The organism is Dehalococcoidia bacterium, from assembly GCA_028711995.1.
Classification (GTDB): Bacteria; Chloroflexota; Dehalococcoidia; order SZUA-161; family SpSt-899; genus JAQTRE01.
On the sequence record JAQTRE010000207.1, the window covers coordinates 1 to 3,519 of the forward strand.

Below are 3,519 nucleotides of genomic sequence, written 5' to 3' on the forward strand. Positions count from 1 at the left end.
GAGATTATTTCGCAAACCGGGTATTCGATTCACTCAATGCTGCCACCCTTCAAGCAGAACATGGACTGGCACACTTGGCATCCAATAGAAAAGCGTTGAAAAATTTGACTGATTGGCCCTGGATTAATGCCATTTTGAATGCTATGTAGAATGAATCAATCCGGCTCCCGGCCGTCTCCTTCCCAGCGCCATCCTCAGTGCCCTTGCAGCCAGATCGGCCGTGATCCGGTCTGATGTAGCCCATCCGATGATCTTGCGCGAGTAGATATCCATCACCACCGCCAGATACAGCCAGCCTTCCCTGGTCCAGAGATAGGTGATATCCGATGCCCATACCTTGTCGGGACCATTGATGTCAAACTGGCGGTTGAGCAGATTGGGAGTGACTGGATGATGGTGTCGGCTGTTGGTGGTCATCCGGTATCGTCTGCTGCGTTTGACCGATACCCCTGCTTTCTGAATCAGGCTGCGGTCTCGATGCCGCCCTACCGGATACCCCATCCCTTGCAGCCTCCCAGCTATCCGTCGGCTGCCGTAAACCCCTTTGGTCTGTTGATGAAGCTCTCTGACTCGGGTCATCAGAACAATTTCATCCTCCGGCCTTCGCCTTCCGCCTTGTTCTAAGTGGAACCCCACGGGCTCACGCCCGTGGGGTTCCACTTGAAGCCTATTTCGGTCAATAAGTCGGCCATGGTACTTGTCTTGCTGTTCTTCATCTCGTCAACCCGAACCGGCGTTTTGCCCCCGACATATATAAGAGCGTCTCGGTATGCAACACCTCTGCGGAGCTCCTCAAATAATGCCTGACAAACTCGGAAAGCTCATTCGAATTGTGAAATATCGCCGATATCATCAACTGAAAAGCCCCGGTAGTAATCGCCAGATGATTGACCCGCTTGTCGACAAGCAGCCTATCGACAAGCGCCACGATCGCTCCCGGCTGAATCCTTGCCAGTATTGCGACCTGCACGTCGTAGCCAAACGCCATCGGATCGGCGACGCTGACCACTCGCAAGATGTTATCATCGAAGAGGGCCTGCAGTTTACGACTGACGGATAGCCTGCCGAGGCCCAAATTCTTGCTCAGATCGGTGATGCTCGCTCTGGGCTCTGACTCTATCTCTCGGATTAGTCTGAGATCATGGGAATCAAGTGCTCGGAGCCTAGCCTCCTTGAGACCCGATTCCTCGCCTCTCAGGTACATCCAGGAATCTTTGACCATTCTCAAGACTGTCATGGTTTCAAGATCGGCCACATCGGGATTGGTGCCCAGTTCCTCAGTGATGAACAGAAGAAGTTCCTGCGGATCGCGAAACGTCGCCGAAAAGAATATGTCATAGCGGCCAGTGACACTAACAATTGCCCGTGCAGAGCGGTGTTCCCTCAAGTAATCTGCCACATCTCTAGCCTTGCCGGGCCGCGCGTTGATCACGAACAACGTCATCAGCGGAAATCCCAGTGACTGTCGGTCAGGGATGGCAACGATGTTCATCACGTCCAGCTCAACCAGTCGCTGCATTCTACGCCGCACCGTGTCAGGACTCATGTTGAGCTTTGCAGCCAGATCAGCCTTGCTTTGTCTGGCATCGACCTCCAATTCCTTGAGCAGCATTTGGTCAAGCTCATCGATTTTTTCAGCTCGGAATGATAGTGTATCTTTGTCTTTCATCTCGCAACAAAGTATCCCTGGTGATTGCCATAACCAGCACCTATATGATACTATGTGAGTGTTATGCCTTCAAGTAGGGCTTTAATGTATTCATTATGCTCATAAGTTGCTGCTTAATTCTGGCAATGAATGGTTTAAGGAGGTCAACATGGCAGTATTGACTGAAGAGATGAAACAGATGATCAAGAGCAAACGTTACGCGATGGTAGCTACTGCAACGAAAGACGGCATACCAAATGTAGTCGCTATGGGATCGCCGAGGGTGCTGGATGATCAAACCCTGGGCTTTGGGTGTGGAACCAAGGGTAAAACTTACAAGAACGTCCACGATAATCCTTTTGTAGCCATTACAGTGGTTGACGACAAGATGCGGGAATTCCAGTTTAAAGGGAAGGCCACTGTGGAAACAAGTGGGCCCTTCTTTGAGTCGTTAAAGGCCGAATGGACCAAGATGAAGCTCGTTCCTCAATGTGTCGTCAAGGTTGCAGTCAGCGAGATATATGCTTTCCCATCCAAAGCTTGACATGGTGACTGCACGTCCTTGGGTCCTCAGGCACACACATCTGATAGGATAGCAGCATTTTGGCACGGGATATCCATTGAATTTCATTGGCACGCCGTGGGCAGTCGCATTGATGTTGAAATGAATTCATTTTGGATAATTCCCGGAGATCCCTTTCATTCTGGCAATCCGGCCGGTTTCTGCTGTAATGACTCCATGGAGAACATTACCCTGTGTGGCTTGCCCACATAAGGCATGAGATGAGCGATTTGAGCCAGCGCGAGACGTCCGCTTCTTCCCCCGTTTGGGATTACAGCTTCCGTCCTCGTTCGGTCGCTATTGTAGGAGCCTCATCCGACCCCAGTCGCCCGGTTTACTTCCAATTCCAGCAAGCGATGATTAATTCAGGATACCGCGGCGAAATCCACTTCATCTCCCGCAGTGATGACGATATATTGGGCATCAAAACGTATCGCAGTATTCAGGATGTTCCTGGTCCGGTAGACTACGTTATCGCGGCAATCCCTGCGGCGACGATTCCTCATCTGATGCGAGAGTGTGTGGACAAGAACGTCAGGGTCGTCCACCTCTTCACTGCGGGGTTCAGTGAGACCGAAAGTCAAGGAGGGGGCGATTTTAAAAATCGTCTCCGAGGGAAACATTCGCATAATTGGGCCCAATTGTATGGGAGTCTATTGGCCGGAAGCGGGACTCAGCTATAGCCGTGATTTCTCAAGAGTCAGCGGGCCGGTGGGTTATCTCTGCCAGAGTGGCGGCAACACGACTTATGTGGTTGAGTCCGGCCTTGTCCGGGGTATCCATTTCAGCAAAGTTGTCAGTTATGGCAATGCCCTGGATGTGAACGAAGCAGATTTGCTGGAGTATCTTGCCAATGATGCCCAAACTCAAATCATCGCTGTGTACATCGAAGGATTCAGAGAGGGACGGAGGTTCTTCGAGCTGCTACAAAAGACGGCGCTGAGGAAACCAGTTATCGCCGTCAAGGGGGGAAGGACCGCTGACGGTGCGAGGGCAGTCTCCTCTCATACCGCGTCGCTTGCCGGTTCGGACGCCATCTGGGAAACCCTGTCCAAACAGACAGGCATGATCTCCGCCGCCGATCTGGACGAGATGATCGACTTACTGGTTACGTTCGACTGCTTCAAAACACCGGTCGGACCCAATGCGGCTATTTTTGCGCTCGGTGGAGGAGTCAACGTACTAGCCCAACTTCCGCAGTTTTGAATCTGGGAGGTGGTTCTCCCGAGCGTAAAGTCTACACTACATTTTTGTAAATCCTCATTCTCTGGGGCAGATGTAATCCAAGCATCTGGAGCAAGATGGCCTG

5 protein-coding genes are annotated in these 3,519 nt (G+C 51.6%); 2 read left to right on the plus strand and 3 right to left on the minus strand.

Features of this window, described 5'->3' with window-relative positions; all coding sequences use genetic code 11:
* Positions 1-141: 141 nt before the first annotated feature.
* Positions 142-636: an IS3 family transposase gene (locus tag PHV74_15535; protein MDD5095765.1), complete on the minus strand. Its 495-nt coding sequence runs from the start codon at positions 634-636 to the stop codon at positions 142-144.
* Between the two features lie 76 nt (positions 637-712).
* Positions 713-1,669, minus strand: coding sequence for an Lrp/AsnC family transcriptional regulator (locus tag PHV74_15540; GenBank protein MDD5095766.1), 957 nt, complete (start codon positions 1,667-1,669; stop codon positions 713-715).
* A gap of 148 nt (positions 1,670-1,817) precedes the next feature.
* Between PHV74_15540 and PHV74_15545 the strand changes: the two genes are divergently transcribed.
* Positions 1,818-2,192, plus strand: a complete 375-nt coding sequence (locus PHV74_15545) for a pyridoxamine 5'-phosphate oxidase family protein (GenBank protein ID MDD5095767.1) — start codon at positions 1,818-1,820, stop codon at positions 2,190-2,192.
* Between the two features lie 383 nt (positions 2,193-2,575).
* Here PHV74_15545 and PHV74_15550 read toward each other — a convergent pair whose 3' ends face one another.
* A complete protein-coding gene (locus PHV74_15550) occupies positions 2,576-2,839 on the minus strand; it encodes a hypothetical protein (GenBank protein MDD5095768.1) in 264 nt (87 codons plus the stop codon).
* A 16-nt stretch (positions 2,840-2,855) separates the two neighbouring features.
* Between PHV74_15550 and PHV74_15555 the strand changes: the two genes are divergently transcribed.
* Positions 2,856-3,416: a hypothetical protein gene (locus tag PHV74_15555; GenBank protein MDD5095769.1), complete on the plus strand. Its 561-nt coding sequence runs from the start codon at positions 2,856-2,858 to the stop codon at positions 3,414-3,416.
* The last annotated feature ends 103 nt before the right edge of the window (positions 3,417-3,519 follow it).